Raw genomic sequence first — 21,912 nt, 5'->3', positions numbered from 1 at the left:
CAGCGAGCGGGCGGTTCGCGGTGTGAGGTGCTTTGCCGGTGGGAGGGCAGTGATCCTCGGGCAGCGGTGGGTGCGGCTTACGGACGGTGGGCGGTGACGTCGCCGCCGCGGCCGGGGCCGGCGCTGCGGGTGAGCATTCCTGGGCCGGCGCCGGCGGTGCGGGAGTTCCTCGCGACCGAGGCGGGCAGCGCGGTGCTGCTGCTCGGCACCACAGTCCTCGCGCTGCTCTGGGCGAACTCTCCCTGGTCGTCGAGCTACGAGCACTTCTGGGAGACGTCGACGGCGCTGACCGTCGGCGGCGCCTCGTTGCGGCTCACCGTGCACGACTGGGTGAACGACGGCGCGATGGCGATCTTCTTCATGGTCGTCGGCCTGGAGATCAGCCGGGAGGCGACGACCGGAGAGCTGCGCGACCGACGGTCGGTGGCGGTGCCGGCGCTGGGCGCGGTCGGCGGGCTCGCCGCCCCGGCGCTGGTGTATTGGCTGTTCAACCGGTCCGGCGCCGGCGGCCCCGGATGGGGCATCGCGATGTCGACCGACACGGCGTTCGTCCTCGGGATCCTCGCGCTGTTCGGGCCGCGCTGCCCGGACCGGCTGCGGCTGTTCATGCTGACCCTGGCCGTCGTCGACGACATCGGCGCGATCACCGTCGTCGCCGTCTTCTACTCCAAGCATGTCAATGTCATGGCGTTGATGCTGGCCGCCGCCGCGGTCGCGGCGATTCTCGCGCTGCGCTGGATGGGGGTCTGGCAGCTCTCGCCCTACCTGATCGCCGCGGCGCTGCTGTGGCTCGCCGTGCACGCCTCGGGGGTGCACGCGACCCTGGCCGGGGTGCTCATCGGGCTGCTGGTGCCGGCGTTCCCGCCCCGGCGGGAGCAGATCGAGAACGTGCCGGTGTTCGTGCGGGCGCTGCAGGAGGACTCGACGGCGTCGCGTTCGGCGCTGGCGGTGTCGGCGGCGCGGGCGGCGGTCGCGCCGAACGAGCGGCTGCAGCACCTGCTGCACCCGGTCAGCGCGTTCGTCGTCGTCCCGCTGTTCGGGCTGGCGAACGCGGGGGTGCACCTGAACGGTGAGACGCTGCGGACGGCGGCGAGCTCACCGGTGACGCACGGCGTCGTGGTGGCGCTGCTGCTCGGCAACGCGGTCGGCATCACGCTCGCCGCGACCTGCGCTGTGCGCACCGGCCTGGGCGTTCTGCCAGGCCAGGTCCGCTATGGGCATGTGCTGGGCGCGTCGGTGCTCGCCGGGATCGGCTTCACGATCTCGCTGTTCATCACCCAGCTCGCGTTCGACGACGAGGCGCTGCGCGACCAGGCCAAGATCGGCATCCTGGTCGGCTCGCTGGTCGCCGCGACCCTCGGCAGCGTCCTGTTGCGCTTCCTCGGCGAGCGCATGCCGCTCTGCTCCCCGAACAGCGAAGGCCTCCCGCCGCCGCTCCCGCCCCGCCCCTGGCGCCCGCCCGCGGTCCCCGCGCGCTGGAGCTGACGCCCCGGAAAGGCTGGCCAAGGGCCCCAGCCGCCGCGGCGCGGTCAGCGGCGGGCGGCCCAGGGCGCCCGCCAGCGGACCCGGTGAGGAGCAGGCGGCGCGGCCGGGCCCGCGGGATCCCCGGAATCCCCGGAATCCGCCGGGTCGGCGTCGGCCGCGAACAGCGCCCCGGCGGGGCCCGCGAGCGCGGGCACCGGCGAGAGCACGGGCCGCGGTGCCGTCACCAGGGCGGACGTCGCGGCCACCCGGACGGCGCGGCGCAGCGCCGGCAGCTCCGGGCGGCCGCGGAACAGCTGGCCGTTGACGAACAGTGTCGGGGTGCCGCGCACGCCCTCGGCTACGCCCCGCTCGTAGTCCGCCTCGACGGCGTCGCCGTAGGGCTGGGCCGCGTCGCCGACGACGAGGTCGGGGTCGAGCCCGAGGCGCTCGGCGCGGATCCGCAGGTCGATGTCCTTGAGCCGGTCCTGGTGGGCGAACAGCAGGTCGTGCATCTGCCAGAACTGGCCATACGCGTGCGCCGCCTCGGCGGCGAGCGCCGCCGTCAGCGCGTACGGATGGATCTCGAACACCGGGAAGTGCCGGAACTCGTGCCGTACCAGCGTCCCGTCCGACTCCACCAGCTCATGCAGCACCGGCGCCGCCTGCGCGCAGTACGGGCACTGGAAGTCCCCGTACTCGACCAGCACCACCGGCGCGTCCGGGTCGCCCCGCGACGGCCGTTCGTCCGCCCGGACCGGCGCGGCCGACGGCACCAGCCCGCCATCCGGCGCCCGCGGACCCGCCGGCGCGGCCGTCCCGGGCACGGTGCCCTTGCCAGTGGGCACGGCGCAGGTCTCGGGCGTGACGGCCGGGCGCAGCGCCGTCGCGAAGTCCGCCGCCCCGTTCGAACGAGAGGCCGACGAGCTGTCCGGCCGGTCCGCCGACACGCGTTCCATGCCTGAAGTATCGCGCCCGCGCCCCGAACTAATCCCGTCGCCGCGAGAGATCGGGGCGGAGCTCACGATCACGCCCCGGCGCGGGGCGCCCCGGTCTGGGCGGCGCGGTTTTCTCCGGACGGGCCGGGTATCCCGGCAGTCGGCGGGAAACCGACTTAACCGGAGTGGGCAGTGGGACGAGCAGCGACCAAGAACGCCCATAAGGCCGGCCATGGAGGCCCGAACGCGGACCTGGACTGGCCGGCGGCGACGCCGCCCGGCCCGGCGAAGAAGCCGCGCGGCGCCAGGCACGGCGGCAAGCACGCCGGCAAGATCGGCAAGAAGGCCGGCAAGCGGGCGGCCGCCGCGGCGGCGGGCGCCACCTCGGCCGCGGGCGGGGGCGGGCCAGGCCGGGCGACCGCCGCCGCGCCGACCGATCCCGCCACGGCGAGCGGCAGCGGCATGGCGGGCGGAACCGGCGCGGCGGTCGGAGCCTCCGGCGCCGTGGTGGACGCGATCATCGCGGCGGCGCTGGGTGAGGCGGTGGCGGAGTCGCTCACGGACACGCTCACCGAGTCGATCAACGAGTCGTTCACCGAGATGATGGCGGGCGGGCTGGCCTCCGCGCTGGAGCAGGCCCTCGCCCAGACCGTCTCGGCGGCGGTGGCACACGAGCTGCCCGGCGCGCTCGCCGCCGCCGCCGCCGACGCCCGCGCCCACCACCCGGACGGCGCGCCTGGCTCGGCCGCGCCGTCTCCGCCCAGGACGGCCGCGGCCACGCCTGGCGATGCCGACTTGTCGGCAGTCTTCCCGGCGCCGTCCGCCGCGGGTGAGCACACGGTGGCGCTGGCCGCGGCGCGGTCGGTGTGGGAGTCCCTGCCGCCCAGGCGGCTCCCGGTCCTGCCTGGCCTGGACTTGGCCGCCCGGCGGGCGGCGGCGAGCGATCCCGAACGCGTCGGCGGGGACTGGTACGACGTCACGGCGTTCTCGGCGGACACCGCCGTCCTCGACGTCGGCGACGTCGGCGGGCATGGCCCCGGCGCCGCCGCGCTCATGGCCGAGCTGTGCCACGCGACCCGCGCCTATGCCCTGCTCGACCTGCCGCCGTCCGAGATCACCACCCGGCTGGCGGACGTGCTGTTCGCGGGCGGCCACCGCGCGATCACCTCGGCCGTGACGGCCCGGCTCGACGTCCCGACCGGGCACCTGACCTGGTGCAACGCCGGCCATCCGCCGCCGGTGCTCGTCGGCCCCGACGGCGCGGTGTCGTTCCTCGGCGACATGCACGGCCCGCTGCTCGGCGCCGTGCCGGGCGCCGGCCCCGGTGTCAGCGTCGGCGGGGGCCTGGATACGCGGGCCGGCACCGAATACGCGCAGAGCACTGTCACGATGCCGGTCGGCGCGACCGTCCTCTTCTACTCGGCCGGCCTGGTCGACGGGTCGGGTACGCCGCTGGCCGAGCGCCTCGACGCTCTCGCGGCCGCCGTTTCCAGGGCGTTCGCCACCCGCCTGGCGGATGCCGGCGCGAACGGTGCCGGGCACCTGGGGGGTGCCAGCGGCCCGCCGCTCACAGCCGCCTGCGACGCGCTGCTCGCCGAGCTGTCCGGCGGCCGTCCGCCCCAGGGCCGGGAGCCCGCGGCGGGCTCCCGGCAAGACGGCGACGCCTGCCTCCTGGCCGCCCGGATCTGCTGACCGGACGCGTACTGGCTCAGGCGCGCTGACCGGCCGCCGGCCGGGGCCGACGGCCCGGGACGAATCTGACCGCTCCCCGTATTTCGACCATTTCCGCGGCATGCGGGACTGGTCTACTGGCGTCGCCGGAGACGGCGGAGATGGCGCCAACCGATCGGGGGATGCGATGGAACCGAGCAACCGGTAGAGCGAGCCGGCCGGCCCGCCGCGACGGGCGGGCATGGCGGCTTGTCTAATCCGGTCCACCCAGGACACACCTTGTCCGAAATGTGGCCGGCTTTTGTCCAGTCGAGATGAGTCGCCGTCATCCGGGCGACCCGCCGAGGCAAGTTGTCAACTTCCGTGGCGAGTTGTCCAATTTCTGTCTCACGCATCTCGATGCCAAGGGCGCATTCTGGTCACCACGACCAGTCAGCCGGGTGCCCCGGCCGCACGGCTTCGCCGTCGCCGCCGGGGTCTCCGGATCCCTTCCGGCAGATCCGCCGGTGGGGCGAGATCCATACCGACGGATCTTCGGAGAACGCCGCGGCGCGGGGCGGTCGACGCCTGGTACGGGGAGGCGTCGGCCGTGGTCCGTCGCTCGCGGCGGGCCGGCCGGCGCGACAGCCGGCCGGGCACGCGAACGGGGGAGATGAGATGGGCAGCAGCATGCGCGGAGCAGGGAGAACCGCCGAGACCGCCAGCATCGGCACGGCCAGCGTCAGCACCGCCGGCGGCGGGGCCGGCTGTGACGGCAGCGGCAGCGGCGGCGAGAACGAGGAGCCGAAGAACGCGAACCAGACCGGCGTGGGACGGGCGCGGGCCTCCTGACGCCGGCCCGCGGACACGGCCCGCGCGGAACGACACGTCGGCGCTGCCGGTCACCGCGCGGGCCGTCTGGCGAGCCCACCCGGGCTCGCCGGGCGGCGGCGGGGGGCGGGGGGCACCTGGGTGGACGGCGTTCAGGTCCAGCGCAGGCCGTAGCTCAGGCCGAGGCCGAGGTGGCCGAAGCGCGCCGACACCTCCCCCGCCCCGTCCAGCGGCACGACCGGAAGATCGATGGCGAGATCCTCGACCGCGCGCAGCGGCAGGCCGTCCAGGCGATGCACCTTGGGCTCGGCGCCTTCGGGGAACCGTACCCGCAGGTCCAGCGCGTCGCAGCGGATCGTCGGGTTCATCGCGTAGTGCGGCACCATCGGCTGCCCCGGCGGCACCCGCCACACGCACCCGAACTCGTGCCGCTCCTCGGCGCCCAGTGGGTGAGGCAGCCGCAGCACCGGGGAGAAGAGCGTGTCGCCCCGCCGGTCGACCCGGACGATCCGGCCGCCGAACATCACGTCCACGCCGAGGTCGCGAGGGCTCGGAGGCGCGTCGGGCGGGCGAGGCAGGCTCATCGACAGGGCCACCTCTCTCAGCCCGTCCTCGACGGCGACGATCCGCCTCGACTCCAGCAGCTCGGGCGTGGGCGCGTCGAGCCGCATCAGCGCCCACACCCGCTCCACGTACCAGCCGGCCGTCCCGCCGGCCGGGTCCGGCGCCGCGGCCGCCTCCCGGCGGCGCGCCTCCTGCCCGCCGCGCACCTGGCCGCCACCGTTCTGGCCGCCGCCGGCGATAATCATCTCCGCCAGCAGCCGGAAGGCCTCCTGGCCGCGGCGGCGCAAGGTACGCGGATCCCGCTCGAACTCGACGGCGAGCCAGCTGAGCCGCTCCGTCAGCAGCCGGTGGCCGGCTCGCGGGTCCACCCCGAGGGACACGCCGGCGACCAGGCGCAGATCCTCCGGAAGTGCCCCCAGCCACTCACCGAGCCAGCTCACCATCCGGGACCGCAACGGGCCGCCGGACAGGTCACCGAGGGCGGCATAGCGGCGCAGCAATGGCCCGGTCCTGGCGTCGAGGTTCGCGGACCGCAGGCCACGCCCGCGAGCGAGCGAGCGCAGCTCAGCGTGCATGGCCGCGAGATCAGTACCGTTCATGGTCATCTCTGACGGACGCACGGCCGGACCCGCCGTGTGGGCCAGGCCCGGGGGCCTGCGGGAAGGCGGCCGCCGACGGCCACGGCGTGCGTCCGCCGACGTCGCGCCCGCCATTGGCCGGGTTTCATTATGCTGACTTTCCGCCCGTCACCGCGCACGTACGGCGGGCGGCCTGCGCGGCTGTCCGTCATCGCACGTCCGTCCGTCCAGGTTTTGGCATATATGCGCATTATCTGGGGCATGACAAACATTGCGTGCCCGGTTGCGCCGACGACCGCGGGCGTCATTGTCCGCACGCTGACCGGTGACATGGGGCCATGGTGGGACTGACGGGGGAACCATCGTGCGACTGACGGCGGAACTTGAGGGCACCGCGGTGGCCCGGTGGTATAGGGCCGCGCGTTTCCGGCCCGATCCCGCGCGGCGGGAGACCGGCGGGACGCTGCAGCGGCTGAACTGGCAGACGAGGATCAGGTACTACGAGACGCTGGTGGAGTTTCTCGACGCCAGCGACGGGTCGATCGACGGCCTGGCGCGCGACGCGCTGGCCGCCGCGGCGGGGCAGCGCCGGCCTTCGACCCTGTACTACCTGGTGAGCCCGAGAAGCCCGGGGTCGCTCGCGGGCACGCTGCGAGCGACGGCGGCGGCGCGCCTGTACGAACGGCGCCACGGGGAGCGCGTGCTCGACCTGCTGGTGACGGAGACGAAGGTGTGGAGCTACTGGCCCCACCGCGAAGGCTGGCTGGAGGCGCTCGACGACCTGGCGGTCGTCGACCGCTGGCTCGCCGCGGCGAGCCTCGTGCGGGTCGTGGCGGACTGGGCGGTGTACTCGCGCCCGCTGGCGATCGTGTCCGGGTTCGCCCCACCGCTGGCCGCGGTCGAGGATCTGCTCACGCTCGCCGGCCCCGGGGGTGAGCGCCCCACCGGGCCGGACGGTGACGGTTCGGGCGGCGACGCACGGCTCGCCGAGGTCACCTGCCTGCTGACGACCGTGGCGCGCACCGCGCTCGGCGCGAGCGGAATAGGACCCGGCTTCGTGCTCGGCGCGGTGCACCGCCGCCTCGCGGCGCTGGTCACCCGGGCCCCGGCCCACTCCGAGAAGATCACCACCGACGCCGTCGACCTGCTGACCCAGCTGGAGCACCTGCTGCCGGGGCTGCCCGCCGAGGAGCGGCACCGGATGTCCGACGAGCTCGCCCCCCGGCTGCGCGCGGTCCTCGACCAGCTGGCACGGCCAGGCCCGCCCGACCCGCCAGGGCCCGAGGGCCTACCGCCAGGACCACCGGGCGATGACGAACAGGATGGTCCGGGCGAGCGGGCCGACGGGGAGGGGCGATGACGCCGTCCCCGCCGCCGGCCGGTGAGCCGGAGCGCGACGACGAGCTGGAGCGCCGGCTGCGCGGCCGAACCCAGACGGTGCTGACATACACCGACGCGACCGCCGACCCGCGGCCGCTCGTCGGGCTGTACGAGGAGGTCCGCCGCGTGCTCGGTGCCACGAGCACGCTCGCGCTGCTGGTCGAGTACCACGCCGAGGAGCTGTACAGCCGCACCCGGTCGGTGGCCGAGTCCGCGCGGGTCTGGGCGCAGCTGCACGCCCGCGCCGAACTCGCGCTCGACCGGCACGACACCACGCTGATGGGCATCAAGGCGCTGCACGCCCGGTACGCCCGGCTGTCCGGCGGCCCGGCCGACCTGGACACGGCCGCGCAGACCTACGAGGTCGAGTGGCGGCGTCGCCTGGCGATCCTCGGCGCGAAGGCGGACCGCACCAGCACGGCGCACGCCAACCTCGCCATTGCGCTGCGTGACCGTGGCGGGCGCGACGACCTGCGCCGCGCCTGCCAGATCGCGCGCGAGGAGGTGACGGTCCGCCACGCCGTCTGGGGAGCGGATCACTCGTTCACCTGGATCGCGCAGCTGATCCTCGCCCAGACGCTCCTCAAGGTCGCCGAGCGGGCGGACCCACCCGGGCACGACGCGGGCCCTCCAGCCCTTGGCCCCGCTGACGGCTCCGCCGCGATCCCCGGACCCGGCTCCGAGCCGGTCGACCCGGACGCCTGGAGGTCCGAGCACGACCGCTATCCCCCGGTGTCCGAGGACGACCTGGCGCGCCCGCGCGACGAGCTCATCGAGGAGGGGCGCGTGGTGGCCGCGGCGGTGCTGACGGCGCGCCAGGAGCGGTTCGGCGCGACGTCGGACGCGACGCTGCGCACCCAGCTGGTGCACGCGCACGCGCTGCTGCTCGCCGGCGAGCCGTCCCGGGCGGCCGCGGAGATCCGCTATGTGCTGGCGACCAACCGCCGCGTCGGCGCGAACCTCGACCCCGGCTGGCCCGAGCTGCTGCTGGCGAGGGCGCTGCTGGCGGCCGTCCTCAGCGAGGAGGGCGACAGCCTCGACGACGCCCTGCGTCAGGCCAGGGCCGCCGTCGAGGCGCGGCGGGCCCGCTATCCGGCGGGCGCCCAGCGCGTCGCCGAGGCCGAGCACTTCGAGCGCGAGGCCAGACGGCTCGCGGCCGAGCAGCCACCCGACGGGTGAGAGCGGCCGTCCGGCCCGGCGAGCACGAGGCCGGACGCGGGCGGCTATGACCATGACCATAGGCCGGCGCGCCGGGCGGGCGGGTACCGTCGGGGAGCGGTCACCGGATCACGGCCGCGGCGCTGAGCGGCGCCGCACGGCCGGAGGCCGTGGGACAGACAGCGCGGAGGTCGATGTGGGCACGGCGGTTACCGACGGGGCCGGCTCCTTCCTGGACCTGCTGACGCTCGAGCAGCCCGAGCCGGACCTGTTCCGCGGGCTCAGCCACGAGGGCGCGCCGCTGCGGGCGTTCGGCGGCCAGGTCGCGGCGCATGCTCTGGTGGCGGCGACGTCGACCGTCGACCCGGACCGGCCGGTGCACTCGCTGCACAGCTACTTCATCCGCGGCGGCGACACCACCCGCCCGATCGACTACCACGTCGAGCGGATCCGCGACGGGAAGTCGTTCACCACCCGGCGGATCACCGCCGTCCAGCACGACGAGGCGATCTTCGTCCTTTCCGCGTCGTTCCACCGCCACGAGGACAGCCCGGTCGACCATCAGCGCCCGGCGCCGCGCGTCCCGCCGCCCCCGGACGGCCACCCGCTGTTCGACGGCCGGGCGCCGAGCAGCTCCGAGCAGGCAGATGCCTACGCCCCGCCGGACGACACCAAGGAGTGGGCCGACGAGCGGCGCAACGCCTGGGCTCGGCGCGGCTTCGAGGTGCGGGTCGTCTCACCGGCGGACCAGCCCGCGGCGACTGGCGAGGCAGGCGAGCGGGCCGTTACGCCCATCGGCGGCTCACAGCCGGCGCCGGCCCGGATGCGCGCCTGGCTGCGGGTGACCGAGAAGCTGCCGGACGACCAGCACACGCACGCCTGCGCACTGGTCTACATGTCGGACCTGACGCTGTCGCACTCCATCCTGAGCCCGCACGGCGGGGTGGGCCATGGCATGCAGCTGACCTCGCTCGACCACGCGGTCTGGTTCCACCGCCCGTTCCGGGCCGACGAGTGGCTGCTGTTCGACCAGGAGAGCCCGACCGCGGCGAGCGCCAGGGGGCTGGCCGTCGGTGAGTTCTTCGACGCGGCCGGCACCCTCGTCGCCACCGTCGTCCAGGAGGCCCTGGTCCGCCCCGCCCGCCGCCACTCCGGCTGACGACAGCTGGCTCCGGCTGACGGCCACCCCGACCCCGGCTGACTGCCCTGGGCCAGAACGGCGACGGCCCCGGCACGCGGTGCGTGCCGGGGCCGAGGCGTACTGCCTGCTGGCTACCTGCTAACGCGAGCCGCTGACACGGGAACGGGCGGCGTCGAGGACCTTGCGGGACAGGACCGGGGCGTCGCGCCCGGTGCCGTGCGAGCCCGCCGGCTTCGGAGCATCGGACGAGGAGGCCTTCTGCTCGTGGTACTCCTCCTCGACGTTGACCGACCAGACGTCGTGGTCCGTGCCCTTCGCGATGTTCTCCACCGTCAGCATGGCGGTGTACATCGAGTGGTCGGCGTTGTTGTAGCGGAACATGCCGTTGCGGCCGACCGGGTGCACGTTGCTGGCGTAGTCGGTCAGCCAGCCGCGGATCACGTCGACGTTCGCCTGGTAGTGCTCGTCGTAGATCGGGTACGCCTTCGGCTGGCGCACGACGTAGCCCGCCTCGACGTCGCGGTACTTGACCAGGCCGAGCCGGTCGAGCTCCTGCTTGCCCTGCTCGATCAGCTTCTCGTCGCTGGCCGTCCAGTCGGCGTCGTTCTCGAACACCGTGTACTCGAGGCCGAGGACGTTGCGGCCGTCCTTCACCAGGTACGGCGACCAGGACGCGAAGTTCTGGATCCGCATGGTGCGGACGCTCGAGTCGTGGATGTAGATCCAGTTGTCCGTCCAGGAGACGGCGCTGGACGGCACGACGAGGGCGACCGTGAGGAAGTCGCGGAAGCGCAGGTCCTGCGCGGCCTTGAGCACTCGCGGCGGCACCGGCGGATCCATGATCTCGATCAGCTGGGAGATCGGCATCGAGGAGATGAGCTCGGTCGCCGGGAGGACCTCCGCGCCACCGTCGACGTGCTCGGCGACGACCTCGTAGGCCTTGCCGTTCTCATGCCGGATCTTGGTCACCTTGGTCTCCAGGACGACCTTGGAGCCCTGGGCGACGACCTTCTCGCGGCAGACCTCCCACATCATCCCGGGGCCGTACTTCGGGTACTCGAACTCCTCGATGAGGGAGGTGATCTCTTTCTGGTTCGTCTTCGGCTTGACCGCGTTGAGGATCGCGTTGCCGAGGTTGAGGCTCTTGATGCGCTGCGCGGCCCAGTCGGCCGGCATCTCGCTGACCGGGACGCCCCAGACCTTCTCGGTGTAGGTCTTGAAGAACGTCCGGTAGAGCCGCCAGCCGAAGCGGGCGACCAGCCAGCTCTCGTAGTCCGTCTGGTCCTTCGGCGGGCTGACCCGGGCACGCAGGTAGGACGCGATGCAGATCGCGGCCTCCTTGGGGCCGAGGTTCTGCAGCGCGTTCACGGCCTTGATCGGGTAGTCGTAGTACTTGCCCTGGTAGAAGATCCGGCTCTTGCGCGGCCGCAGCAGGAAATCCTCCTGCGGCAGGATCTCGTGCCAGAAGTCCTCGACTCGTTGGACCTTCGAGAAGAACCGGTGGCCACCGATGTCGAACCGCCAGCCGTCACGCTCAACGGTGCGGGAGATGCCACCCACTTGGGTGTCGGCCTCGAGGATGGTCGAGGGGATCCCGTACCGGTGCAGCTCGTAGGAGGCGGTGAGGCCCGCCGGTCCGGCGCCGATGACGACGACGTCTACGTTTTCCGACATCAAGACTCAGCCGTTCCTTGGGGTGTATGACGAGGGCGACGACGCAGGTCGCGCCGCCGGTGCACCCGCGCGCGCCGGAGAGACCCACCAATGGTCACTCAGCGTATCGGAACCGACGGCAGTGTCCCTCGCGGCGTGCGCAGCATGCCAGCGGTGGGGGCGTATCGCCCCGGAGAGGGCGAGCCGCTCACGCATCGTTGACTCCGCTTCGAGTTCCAGGGATCGCGGGGACTGGGGGAGAGAAGCGGATGGGGTTATCCGCTTCGCGCACACTGTAACCGGCCGACAGAACGGCGAAACGCACGGGTCCGCCCCGCCACGCACTGTCGACGAACGAATGCCGCCGGCACACGGGACCGGTCACGCGGCCGGCGCCGCCCGCGCAGCAGGTCAGCCGCCGGCGGCTGACCTGGATCACCCGCTGAACACGGTCACGGAATGTGATGAATTCCGTTCCGAGCGGAGGTGTTCCCGGTCACGCCGCGCGCCAAAACCGCCGTGTTCGTCGAAGACGACGCGCCCGGGCCTGGCGTTGAAGGCCATCACCCGAGTACCGAGATACCTGGCCTCCCCGGCGCTGTGGGTGACGAAGGCCACTGTCGTCCGGTCGCCGCCCACCGTGGCGAAAGCATCCCCCTGGGGCCCGGCCGACGACTCACACCGGCCTGTCCCGCCGCGGTGCGCCTCAGCCGAAGACGAGGGTGACGAACACCGCGAGGAGCGCCACCGCCGCGATGGTGGCGTGCAGGCGGCGGCGGTCGTTCGGGGTGGCCCAGGGGATCCCGCAGCCCGCGGCCACGGGCTTCGCGATGGCGAGCAGGACCGCGGCCGCCCACATGACCACGCCCAGCACAGCGCGTTCCGGCCGCACCCCGGCGGTGACGACCACGACGGCGAGCACGGCGGCGGCGCATGGCACGGGCAGCAGCGGCGTCCATGCCTCCGAGGCCAGCCGCGCCACCGCCTCACGCCACTCGGCCCACCGCAACCGGGAGACCCACCCGAACGGGCGCGGCGCGGGGATCCGGCCCTTCCCCGCGCCCGTCGGCCCGGTCGAGGGGACCCTGGTGGCGATCGCCGCGCGCCCGGCCGCGGGCACGGGCACCGTCGCCGCGCTGGTCGAGGACACCGACACCGACGCCTTCGACGACGCTGATGCTGTCGTTGACGCGGGCGACGCGGGCGACGCGGGCGACGCGGGCGACGCGGGAGCGCGGCGCAGGACGGACGGCGCTACGTCCGGGGCGGTGCCGGCGCCCGTCCGGCCGCCGAGGAGGGCGACTCGGGCCACGGCCAGCAGCGAAAGAGGAATCGAGGCCAGCCAGCCCGCGAGCGCCACCGCGGTGCCCTTCGCGCCGGTGCCGCCGGTGCTGGTCACCGCGAGGCCGAACAGCGCGGCGGCGGCCAGGTAGGGCAGCCCGAAGCCGAGCCAGCCAACCGCGCCGGCGCCGGCCGCGAGCCGGCCGCCGCCGAGGACCACCAGCGCCGGGCCGAGCCATACCCCGGCCTGCGCGGCGGCCAGCAGCGGCGCCGCTGCGTCCCACAGGTAGTGCGCCCGCTGCCGGCGATCGAGGCCGGGTTTGCGCAGCGGGTTGTCGAACAGCAGGATGCGCAGCCGGTCGACGGCCCGGACGACCAGGAGCCGGGCGGCCGTCGCCGGCGGCCGGGTGGCGCGGGCGACCAGGACGGCCGGATCGTGGACGCTCGCCCAGCCGGCCGCGTGCAGCTCGTAGGAGGTGCGGGGCTCCTCCGTGCCGCCGCGCTCACTGAACCCGTCGACGGTCTCGAGCGCGGCCCGGCGGTAGAGAGTGCCGCTGCCGGCGCCGGCGGCGGCGCCGTCGCGGTCCCTCGCGGCGGCGAGCAGGCGCGCCAGCGCCGGCTCGGACCTGTCCGGCAGAGGGCCGGGGTGGGCGGCGGCCCGCCACCCTGGGACGACCAGCCCGACGTGCGGGTCGCGCAGGTAGCCAAGCATCTGGTGGGCGGCGTTCGGGGTGAGGACGTCGCCCGCGTCGAGCAGCAGGACCGCGTCACCGCCGGTGCGGGCGAGTGCCATGTTGAGCAGTCCTGGCCGGCCCGTCGGCCCGTCGGCGCGCCACAGGCAGGTGACGTCGAGCCGCTCGGCGAGTGCCTCGAGCGGCGCGGCGCCGTCGACCCGGGAGTCGGCGACCAGGTAGGTCCGGTGCGGGTAGGCGAGGTCGCGGGCCGAGCGCAGGGCGTGGTCGACCTCGGCGAGCGGCTCCCCCCGCGCCACGACGAGCACGTCCAGCGATCCGGCCGGTCCGGGCGCGCGGCGGACGAAGCGCCGGTTCACCCGGGCGGCATGCACGGCCAGCACGGCCAGCGCCAGGTAGACAGCCACCTCCGCGACGAAGCACACCGCGCCCGTGAGCCCGGTGCCGCCGAGGTGGCCGGCCCGCCACCCCAGGTAGGCCACGCCGGCGAGGACGACCACGCCGCCCGCGGCCGCGGGCACCGCCGCCGCGAGGTCCAGCCCGCCCGGTGCCAGGTGCCAGCCCGCCCGCACGGCCGACGCCGGCGACCGGTCGACCGGCAGGGTCGAGTCCGGCGGCTCGCCTTGCCCGCGTCGCTCGCCGGTCGTCCGTGTCCCGGGGCCCGACCGCCTGTCGCTCCTGCCAGGCACGGCGGCCCGCGCCGCGGGTGCGGCCGGCACCGCCGGCCGCGCCACCTCGATCCCGGCGGGAACCGTCGGCGGCGCGGCCGCCGAGGGCCCGGCCGCCTTGGCTGGCCCGGCGGCATTCCTGGGCTTGACGGACTTGGGCTTGACGGGCTCGACAGGCCCGGCGGGACCGCCGGACTCGACATCCTCGGCGAGTTCCGTGAGCTTGGCTGGCTTGAGGTATTTGAGGGTCCTGGTGGCCTTGGCGGTCGACGGGGCGGCTCCGCCGGCCGCGTCCGGCTCCCCGTCGCGCGGTGTGGGAATGGCGGCCTGGGCCCTCGCGCGGCGGGCGGCAGCGCGGCGAGCGGCATCGCGATCTGCACCTTGGCCAGCCATGCCCACCCCTTCCGAACAATCAGTTACACCTCAGTTGCAGACAGTAACATTCCGCGAGATCGACGTGCCCTACCCGGGCGGTGGACCTCGTGCCTTGGCGGCAAAGGACAGCGACAAAGGACAGCGACAAAGGACAGCGGAAGACGGCACGGGCCGCCAGGACGACACGAGGGATCCCCAAGAGTCGCCGGACCACTTACGATCGGGTATGGACCCGCGAGGCGCGCCCGGGCCGGGCGCCGCATCGCACCACGTCAGCTGGGTACCTAGAGCAGGTACCGACGGCCAGGCCCGGAAACACCCGGTAACGGAGACATCCGTACGGGCGGCCGGGTGCCTGGCCGCCGGCCGGCGTGGCACACGTGGGCCTTCCCGCGCCGGCGCCGGCCGCCCGCTTCGGCGGGCCGGCTGGGGAACCACCTACGGGTGCCGTCCTGGAGGCCCACGAGGTCCGTCCGGGAGACGTTTCCGGACCCCCGACGACGGAAGGGATCATGAGCGGCTCCGGCGATACCGGCTGTAGTCCGAACCGACCCTCGCGTATGGGAGCGCCCGCGGAGGTCGAGCCTTGATCCAGGCGCTCCTTCTCGCTCTCGGCGTTCTGCTGCTCGCTGGCTGCGGGCTGTTCGTGGCCGCCGAGTTCGCGCTCGTCACGGTCGACCGGTCGAGCGTCGAGCGCGCCGCGCAGCGCGGCGACCGCACCGCCCGCGGCACCCTGACCGCGCTGCGCACCCTGTCGACCCAGCTCTCCGGCGCCCAGCTCGGCATCACGCTGACCAACCTCGGCATCGGCTACCTCGCCCAGCCGGCCATCGCGGAGCTCCTCGACAGCCCGCTCGCCACGCTCGGCGCGTCCGAGAAGCTGGCGGGCACGCTGTCGGTGACGCTGGCGCTGGTCATCGCCACCGCGCTGACGATGGTCTTCGGCGAGCTGGTGCCGAAAAACGTGGCGCTCGCGCGCCCGCTGGGCACGGCGAAGGCGACCCAGCGCTTCCAACGCGGCTTCACCAGGGCCACCCACCCGGTGATCAGGTTTCTCAACGGGGCGGCGAACCTGCTGCTGAGCCGGCTCGGGATCACCCCTCGCGAAGAGCTCGCCTCGGCCCGCTCGGCCCAGGAGCTGTTCTCGCTGGTCGGCCGGTCGGCCGAGCACGGCGCGCTGCCGAGGGAGACCGCGACGCTCGTGCAGCGCTCGCTGCTGTTCGGCGACCGCACGGCGCAGGACGTGATGACCCCACGGGTGCGGATGCGCTCGATCAGCGCCGACGAGCCGGTCTCCGCGGTGATCGCGCTGACCAGGCGCACCGGGCACTCCCGCTTCCCCGTGCTGGGCGAGGACAGCGACGACGTCGTCGGCCTGGTCCACATCAAGCACGCGGTGGCCGTGCCGGAGGACGCCCGGACGATCACGCCCGTCCGGTCCGTGATGGCCCCCGCCGTCACCGTCACATCGGGCATGCCGCTGGAGCCGCTGCTGGAGCAGCTGCGCGCCGGCGGCCTGCAGATGGCGATCGTCGTCGACGAGTTCGGCGGCACCGACGGCCTGGTCACCGCCGAGGACCTGATCGAGGAGATCGTCGGCGACGTCGTCGACGAGCACGACCGGGTGAGCCCACGAGCGGTCCGTCACCGCGACGGCAGCTGGGCGCTGTCCGGCCTGCTGCGCCCGGAGGAGGCCGAGGAGCTGACCGGAGTGCCGGTGCCGACGGACGACGCCTACCAGACGCTCGGCGGGCTGATGGCGGCCGCGCTCGGGCGCATCCCGGCTGCCGGGGACACGGTCGAGACCGCCGGCGTCCGCTACACCGTGGAGCGGATGGACGGCCGCCGCGTCGACCGCGTCCGCCTCGAGCCACCGGCCGGCGGCCACTCCCACCGGGACCACGCGGACCGCGCTTTCCGCGCGGACCGCGAGGGCGAGACGGCCGACCCGGGCCGCGCGGAACGCAGGCGAGGCGGCGCCCGTCCGGCCGGCGAGCCGCGCCCGGACGACGGCGACGACGGCCGTCCCGGTTCCGCCGATCCTGTCGATCCCGCCGATCCGGCGGGCCAGGCCGGCTCCAGGGAACAGGCCAGGCCGGGTGACGGCGACGGCGACGGCCTCACCGAGGGTGACACGGTGGTGGACCCGCGCCGGGCGCTGCCACCCACGCACCCGCCGCGCGCCCACAGCCGGCGCGGCCACACCGCGACGGCGGAGGGGCGTCGATGAACGACCTGCTCAAGCTGGCGCTGACCGTGCTTCTCCTGCTCGGCAACGCGCTGTTCGTCGGGTCGGAGTTCGCCCTCATCTCGGCGCGGCGGACCACGATCGAGCCGCGCGCGGCCGCCGGGTCGTGGTCCGCCAGGATCACGCTGCGGGCGATGGAGCGTGTCTCGATCATGCTCGCCGGCTCCCAGCTCGGTGTCACGGTCTGCACCCTCGGCCTCGGCGCGCTCGCCGAGCCGACGATCGCGCACCTGATCGCGCACCCGTTCGACGCGGTGGGGATCCCAGGCGCGGCCGTCCACCCGGTCGCGTTCGTGTTCGCGCTCGCGCTGGTCACCTTCCTGCACGTGGTGATCGGCGAGATGGTGCCGAAGAACATCGCGCTCGCCGGGCCGGACCGGGCGGCGCTCGTGCTCACCCCCCCGCTCGCCGGCTTCGTCTGGCTGCTGCGCCCGGTGATCTACGCCCTGAACTGGGTCGCTAACGCCAGCCTGCGGCTTGCCGGGATCGAGCCGAAGGACGAGATCGCGAGCGTGTTCACCCGCGACGAGGTGGCCGGGCTCGTCGACGAGTCGCACCGGGAGGGGCTGCTCCAGGAGGACGAGCACGACCTGGTCAGCGGCGCGCTGGCGTTCGACGAGCGGACCGCCCGCGACGTGCTGCTCCCCCGGGAGGGCCTGGTCACGGTGCCGATGACCGTCACGCCACGGGAGATCGAGGACCTCGCGGCGAGCACCGGCTACACCCGGTTCCCGGTGCTCGACTTCACCGGCCGCCTCATCGGCTACCTGCATCTGAAGGACATTCTCGAGACCAGGCCGGACCGGCGGGCCTCACCGGTCGCGGCCAAATGGCTGCGCCCGCTCGTCCACGTGCCGGCGGACGCGACGCTGCGCCACGCCCTGGCGACCATGCAGCGCTCGGGCGCGCACCTGGGCCAGGTGACCGACGAGCACGGCGAGTCACTCGGCCTGGTCGCGCTGGAGGACATCCTGGAGGAGCTCGTCGGCGAGATCCGCGACGAGGCCGCCGGACGGCCGGTCCGATCGATGGCGGCGCCGGCGTCTCAGCGCACGGCGTGACGGCCCTCGACCACCGGTAGCCGCTGACCAGAACCGCCGCGTCACCTCGGCCGGGCGGGGCCGCCCACCCGCCACCACGGAGGTGTCGGATGGCCGTCAACCGGCCGGTTCCCAGTGCGATCGCGGTACTCGCCAGGTTCGACACAGCGTAGCGTGTCGACCAGTGCCGGGAAGGTCGGCGGCACAACCACCGAGGTCGGACACCCCAATCCAGGGGCTGCCTTTCCAGGCTGGGGGGGGAGCGTCGTCGCACGTCGGCGTCGTCACCGACGACACGACTAGTGCGACGCTGCGTCCAGGCGGGAGGCAATCCGGTGGCGGGATCGACTCCACCCCCGGTGTCCGGGAACGCCCCAACCCCTCTAAGCGCCGCCGACCCTCGGCGACTGGGCCCGTACGAGATCATCGGCCGCCTGGGCCAGGGAGGCATGGGAACCGTCTTCCTCGGCCGGTCCCCCGAGGGTACTCCCGTCGCCATCAAGGTCATCAAACCAGAGCTGGCCGAGGCGCCGGAGTTCCGCGGCCGGTTTCGGCGCGAGGCGGAAAGCGCCCGCCGGGTCCGACGGTTCACCACCGCCGCCGTGCTGGACGCCGACCCCGACGGGCCGAATCCCTACCTGGTGACGGAGTACGTCGAAGGCCCGACGCTGTCGAAGATGGTCGCCCGGCGGGGCCCGATGCGCCCGGCCGACCTGGAACAGCTGGCGCTGTCGGTCGCGACCGCGCTCTCGGCCATCCATGCCGCCGGCATCGTGCACCGCGATCTCACGCCGGCGAACGTGCTGCTCTCCCCGGTCGGGCCAAAGGTGATCGACTTCGGCCTGGCGCGTGACTTCGAGGGGTCCGGCGAGTTCAGCCGCACCGCGCGGCACGCGATCGGCACTCCTGGCTACATGGCGCCCGAGCAGATCCTGGACTCCCCGGTGACCTCCGCGGCGGACATCTTCGCCTGGGGCGCCATCACAATCTTCGCCGCGACCGGCCGGGCGCCGTTCGGCGAGGGCCGGATCGAGGCGTTGCTCTACCGGATCCTCTACGAGCCCGCGAACATCGACGGTGTTCCCGCCGAGCTCGCGCCGCTCGTTGACGCCGCCCTGCAGAAGGAGCCGGAACGGCGCCCGACGGCCGAGGCGCTGCGCGCCGCGCTGATGAGCGGCGGCGATCTTGTGCCGGGCACCGCCGCCTCGGCTGCCGGCCAGGCGGGGGCGCCGGCCTCGGGCCGGGAAGCGGGCGGCGACGCGGGCGAAGGCTCGCGGCGGCGCCGCGGCCACCTGTTCAGCCGCGGGGGCCGGGGGCCGGGAGCCGAGGAGCCGCCCGTGACCGCCACGCCGGGAGCGACGCCGCAGTCGGGATCGGCCGGCGCCGCGACCGGCCTGCTCACCCCTCCGCCGCCGGCGACGACGTCCAGGCCGCCCGCGACCACGTCCCGGGCATCGTCGGCGCCTGCTCCGACAGCTACGCCTGGCCCGACGGCTACGCCTGGCCGGACAGCGACACCCGCCTCGCCGCTGCCCGGGCCGCCAGGAGCGGCCCGCCCGGGAGCGGCCGGCCCGGCCGCCCGGTCGGGCGGTCCGGTGAGCCCGCCGTCGCGCGGCCCCGGTGCTCCGCGATCCCAGCCGCCCGCCGCGCCCACGTCGGGTGGCCCGCCGCGTACGCCCCGGTCGCCGGCGCCCGTCGCCAGCCGGGGCCCGGAAGTCGGCTCGGGCGACCGGCCCGGCTCGGGCGACGGGCCCGCGCCGACGGTCAGCCGCCAGGCGCCGCCGACCTCGCTGACCGGTGGCGCGGGAGTGGCCGGCGGCCAGCCCGACGAGGGTCACGACTACGCCAGCCGGCGTCCGGGCCGGCGCAAGGCGCTTCTTGTCATCGCGGGGCTCGCGGTACTAGCGGTCGCGGCCGTCACCATCCCGCTGGCGATCGCGAACGGCGGCGGCTCCGCGGCGAACCGAGCCGAGCTTTCCACCAGTCTTGCCCAACAGGCCGCCGCCGCCCGGGCAGGCGACCCGGCCAGGGCGAAACGGCTCAGCCTTGCCGCCTACCGGATCGCGCCGACCGAGGCCGCCTCGGCGGCGATGGTCGCCTCGTTCACCGCGGACTCCTGGGCCACCTTGCCGGGATCCGCCGCGGCCTACACCGGCGACACGCTCTCCGCCGACGGCAGGCTCGCCGCCGCGACCGATGACGCCGGTCACCTGCGGCTGTGGGACCTGTCGAACCCGGGCAGCCCGACGCAGGTCGCCGACGTCACAACGTCCAGCGTCGGCGCCGGGCCGACCGCCCTCGGCCCGCGATTCCTGCCCGCCGGCGGCCTGGTGACAGGTGGCGAGGCCGGCCACCTCTGGGAGCTGACCGACCCGCGCGCGCCCAGGCCTCTCGCCCAGGTCCCCCCTGACGAGGTGGGCCAGGTGGCGCGGCTGGCGCTCTCGGGCGACGGCAAGCTACTCGCGACGACAGACCTGAGCCAGGTGACCGGCCTGTGGGACGTCAGCGACCCGGCCAACCCGCGTTTCCTGCGGTCGTGGCGAAGCACCGGGCTGACGACCGACATCGCGCTCAGCCCCGACGGGCGCACCCTGGCGATCGCGGGGGCGGGCGGCACGGTCAGCCTCCTGGACATCAGGGATCCGAAGAACCCGGCCGAGCGTGGCCAGACGTCGGGAGTGGCGGGCCAGGTCAACGCGGTCGCGTTCCTGCCTGATGGCAAGCACCTGGTCACCGGAAACGATGACGCGACCGTACGGCTGTGGGACATCACGGACCTGGCGAACCCGAAGTCTGTGGGCCAGGAATGGCGCGGGCACCAGTCCCGCGTCCTCGACGTCGTACCGGTTGGGAGGACCCTGGTCGCGAGCACGGACTCGGGTGGCGCGTTGCTCGGCTGGGATCTCGGCGCCGGGTCGCCCAGCCCGACACCCGTGTCGCTCGACAGCCATGCGGTACTCCGCGACGTGGCCGCCGACGGCGGCGGGAAGTGGCTGCTCAGCGCGCCGGCCGCCTCGGCCGGCGAGGTGACCCTCGGCTCGACCGACCCGGCCCGGCTCGTGACGGTCGCCTGCGGAAACCCGGCGAACCGGATCAGCGCCACCGAGTGGGCCAGCCTCATCAAGGGCCTGGCCTACCAGGATCCCTGCACCGGCTGATGGCTGATGGCTGAACGACGGACAGGGCGGAAACGGCGGAACGGCGGGCCTGACGCCGAAGGGCGGCGGGCACGCGGTAGGGGGAAATCTCCAGGACAGCAGACGGCGGCCAGCCGTCGGAAACGGCCGGCCACCGCCGAAAGCACTCGATCGTGTTGACTCACCATCAGAACAGCCAACCGGGGAACACTGCCGGGGCCGCCATGACCGCGGCCTCGGCGTGAGGCGGCAGGAAGCACAGGGGATAGCCATGGGCTACCAGCTCGGCATCGACATCGGCACAGCCAACACCGTCGTCGCCATTTCGGACGGAGACTGGCCACAGGTCCTCACGGTCGCGGGCGGCCCGTCCATACCGACGGTGCTCTATTTCCCGCCGACCGGAACGCTCTCGTTCGGCCGCGCCGCCTCACGGCGCGCACTGACCGATCCGGCGCGCGCGACAGAAGGATTCGCGCGCCGCGTCGGCGACTCCTCCCCCATCATGATCGGTGGCGGCGCATATGCGCCGGAGGGGCTGGTCACCCGTTTCCTGGAACGGGTCATCACGGTGGCGGCGGAGACACGCGGGTCGGATCCCGACCAGGTTGTCGTCACGTTTCCGACGAGCTGGAACGCGCGGCGCCGGGAGTTGTTCAGCGAGGCGCTGGAACGGCTCAACGTGCGCGACATCCGGGTGTCCGCGGCGCCGGCGGCGGAGGCTCGCGGCGCCGTGCTGGCGCGACGCGCCGCGAGCAGGACGCCTGGCCGGTCCACCGACCTGGTCGCCGTCTACGACTTCGGCGCGGGCACGTGCGAGACGGCGGTGCTGTCCGTCACCGACTACGGCGCCGAGGTCGTCGGCTCGCCGACCGGGCTCGCCCACACCGGCGGCGTCGACCTGGACACGCTCCTGCTCGAGCACGTGCTGTCCGCCGCCGGCCCGGCCGCGGCGGGGCTGGACCGGTCCGACCCGGCGACGGTCACCGCTCTCGGCCGGCTGCGCCACGAGGTCGTCGCCGCCAAGGAGACGCTGGCCGCCGACGACGAGGCCTCCGTCCCGGTGACCCTGCCCGGCGTGTTCGCCTGGGTGACGCTGCGCCGCGAGGAGGTGGAG

14 protein-coding genes are annotated in these 21,912 nt (G+C 74.3%); 10 read left to right on the top strand and 4 right to left on the bottom strand.

Going from position 1 to position 21,912, the window contains the following annotated elements; all coding sequences use genetic code 11:
* Positions 1-93: 93 nt before the first annotated feature.
* A complete protein-coding gene (gene nhaA, locus BCD48_RS33065) occupies positions 94-1,485 on the top strand; it encodes a Na+/H+ antiporter NhaA (RefSeq protein ID WP_071052320.1) in 1,392 nt (463 codons plus the stop codon).
* Between the two features lie 44 nt (positions 1,486-1,529).
* Here the strand turns inward: nhaA and BCD48_RS47630 are convergent, their stop codons facing one another.
* A complete protein-coding gene (locus BCD48_RS47630) occupies positions 1,530-2,420 on the bottom strand; it encodes a DsbA family protein (RefSeq protein WP_083419569.1) in 891 nt (296 codons plus the stop codon).
* 171 nt (positions 2,421-2,591) lie between these two features.
* Between BCD48_RS47630 and BCD48_RS33055 the strand changes: the two genes are divergently transcribed.
* Together BCD48_RS33055 and BCD48_RS51660 are read left to right on the top strand one after the other, a co-directional pair.
* On the top strand, positions 2,592-4,091 hold the full coding sequence (locus BCD48_RS33055; RefSeq protein ID WP_071052319.1) for a PP2C family protein-serine/threonine phosphatase: 1,500 nt from the start codon (positions 2,592-2,594) through the stop codon (positions 4,089-4,091).
* Between the two features lie 636 nt (positions 4,092-4,727).
* Positions 4,728-4,901 carry a hypothetical protein gene (locus tag BCD48_RS51660; protein ID WP_157910596.1) on the top strand — a complete coding sequence of 58 codons (174 nt, stop codon included), beginning with the start codon at positions 4,728-4,730 and terminating at the stop codon, positions 4,899-4,901.
* Positions 4,902-5,032: 131 nt separating this feature from the next.
* Here the strand turns inward: BCD48_RS51660 and BCD48_RS33050 are convergent, their stop codons facing one another.
* A complete protein-coding gene (locus tag BCD48_RS33050) occupies positions 5,033-6,043 on the bottom strand; it encodes a hypothetical protein (protein WP_071052357.1) in 1,011 nt (336 codons plus the stop codon).
* A 343-nt stretch (positions 6,044-6,386) separates the two neighbouring features.
* Here BCD48_RS33050 and BCD48_RS33045 point away from each other — a divergent pair, with 343 nt between their 5' ends.
* From BCD48_RS33045 to BCD48_RS33035, 3 genes are all read left to right on the top strand, one after another.
* Entirely contained in the window at positions 6,387-7,382 is a 996-nt protein-coding gene (locus BCD48_RS33045; RefSeq protein ID WP_071052318.1) for a hypothetical protein, read from the top strand.
* Positions 7,379-8,581, top strand: coding sequence for a tetratricopeptide repeat-containing protein (locus BCD48_RS33040; protein WP_071052317.1), 1,203 nt, complete (start codon positions 7,379-7,381; stop codon positions 8,579-8,581). The genes BCD48_RS33045 and BCD48_RS33040 overlap by 4 nt, the downstream gene beginning before the upstream one ends.
* Positions 8,582-8,756: 175 nt before the next feature.
* Positions 8,757-9,719 (top strand): acyl-CoA thioesterase, encoded by a 963-nt coding sequence (locus BCD48_RS33035; RefSeq protein WP_071052316.1) that lies wholly within the window; start codon positions 8,757-8,759, stop codon positions 9,717-9,719.
* A gap of 120 nt (positions 9,720-9,839) precedes the next feature.
* Here the strand turns inward: BCD48_RS33035 and BCD48_RS33030 are convergent, their stop codons facing one another.
* Positions 9,840-11,375, bottom strand: coding sequence for an NAD(P)/FAD-dependent oxidoreductase (locus tag BCD48_RS33030; protein ID WP_071052315.1), 1,536 nt, complete (start codon positions 11,373-11,375; stop codon positions 9,840-9,842).
* Between the two features lie 685 nt (positions 11,376-12,060).
* On the bottom strand, positions 12,061-14,388 hold the full coding sequence (locus tag BCD48_RS33020) for a glycosyltransferase (protein ID WP_071052313.1): 2,328 nt from the start codon (positions 14,386-14,388) through the stop codon (positions 12,061-12,063).
* Positions 14,389-14,956: 568 nt separating this feature from the next.
* On the opposite strand from BCD48_RS33020, the gene BCD48_RS33015 reads away from it, so the two are divergent.
* The 4 genes from BCD48_RS33015 to BCD48_RS33000 all read left to right on the top strand — a co-directional run.
* Complete coding sequence (locus tag BCD48_RS33015; protein ID WP_071052312.1) at positions 14,957-16,600, top strand: CNNM domain-containing protein; 1,644 nt, start codon at positions 14,957-14,959, stop codon at positions 16,598-16,600.
* Positions 16,597-17,679: a hemolysin family protein gene (locus BCD48_RS33010; protein WP_071052311.1), complete on the top strand. Its 1,083-nt coding sequence runs from the start codon at positions 16,597-16,599 to the stop codon at positions 17,677-17,679. Before BCD48_RS33015 ends, BCD48_RS33010 begins: the two co-directional genes overlap by 4 nt.
* A gap of 281 nt (positions 17,680-17,960) precedes the next feature.
* On the top strand, positions 17,961-20,816 hold the full coding sequence (locus tag BCD48_RS33005) for a WD40 repeat domain-containing serine/threonine protein kinase (protein WP_349308065.1): 2,856 nt from the start codon (positions 17,961-17,963) through the stop codon (positions 20,814-20,816).
* A 250-nt stretch (positions 20,817-21,066) separates the two neighbouring features.
* The coding region (locus BCD48_RS33000; protein ID WP_131804145.1) for an Hsp70 family protein at positions 21,067-21,912 on the top strand (846 nt) is incomplete at its 3' end.

The organism is Pseudofrankia coriaricola, assembly GCF_001854805.1.
In the GTDB taxonomy this organism is placed as follows: domain Bacteria; phylum Actinomycetota; class Actinomycetes; order Frankiales; family Frankiaceae; genus Pseudofrankia.
The sequence above is the reverse complement of the archived record's forward strand: the minus strand, read 5'-3'. Positions and strand labels throughout refer to the sequence as shown.

Excerpts from the sequence above, each read along its gene's own strand:
- BCD48_RS33010 (WP_071052311.1), top strand. The coding sequence starts at position 16,597 with ATGAACGACCTGCTCAAGCTGGCGCTGACCGTGCTTCTCCTGCTCGGC.
- BCD48_RS33050 (WP_071052357.1), bottom strand. The coding sequence starts at position 6,043 with ATGAACGGTACTGATCTCGCGGCCATGCACGCTGAGCTGCGCTCGCTC.
- BCD48_RS33030 (WP_071052315.1), bottom strand. The coding sequence starts at position 11,375 with ATGTCGGAAAACGTAGACGTCGTCGTCATCGGCGCCGGACCGGCGGGC.
- BCD48_RS33020 (WP_071052313.1), bottom strand. The coding sequence starts at position 14,388 with ATGGCTGGCCAAGGTGCAGATCGCGATGCCGCTCGCCGCGCTGCCGCC.
- BCD48_RS33040 (WP_071052317.1), top strand. The coding sequence starts at position 7,379 with ATGACGCCGTCCCCGCCGCCGGCCGGTGAGCCGGAGCGCGACGACGAG.
- BCD48_RS47630 (WP_083419569.1), bottom strand. The coding sequence starts at position 2,420 with ATGGAACGCGTGTCGGCGGACCGGCCGGACAGCTCGTCGGCCTCTCGT.
- BCD48_RS51660 (WP_157910596.1), top strand. The coding sequence starts at position 4,728 with ATGGGCAGCAGCATGCGCGGAGCAGGGAGAACCGCCGAGACCGCCAGC.